At 71.5% G+C, this 309-nt stretch carries 1 pseudogene; it reads left to right on the top strand.

What is annotated here, in order from left to right:
- Nucleotides 1-295, top strand: a pseudogene (locus VTU_RS29725) (hypothetical protein); the annotation flags it as partial.
- Nucleotides 296-309 lie beyond the last annotated feature (14 nt).

Genomic DNA, 309 nt, shown 5'->3' with positions numbered 1-309 from the left:
CTACGCCGTGCGCGCCTACGCGGCCTGGCGCCGCGGCGACGCAGCGCAGGCGGAATACGAATACGCCCGGATGCTGCCGGCCACCGTCTTCGTGATGCAGGGCCTGGAAAACCTGCTGTGCTACGGCAAGCGCCTGTTCGCTGCGCGGGCGGGAATCGGCGTGCACGACCGGTCTCCCGCCCTGCGCCCGACGCCCGTCGGACAGGCCATGCTCGCACGCTTTGCGCAAGCCCTGGGGCCGTTGCCCGCTCAGCGCGCAGGCGGTCCGCAGGACGCGCGCATCTCCAGCTCGTAGGGCATCAGGACCTT

The organism is Verminephrobacter aporrectodeae subsp. tuberculatae At4 (genome assembly GCF_000193225.1).
GTDB classification, from domain to species: Bacteria; Pseudomonadota; Gammaproteobacteria; order Burkholderiales; family Burkholderiaceae_C; genus Acidovorax; species Acidovorax aporrectodeae.
Note: the sequence above shows the minus strand (reverse complement) of the source record. Positions and strands in the feature narration are given on the sequence as shown.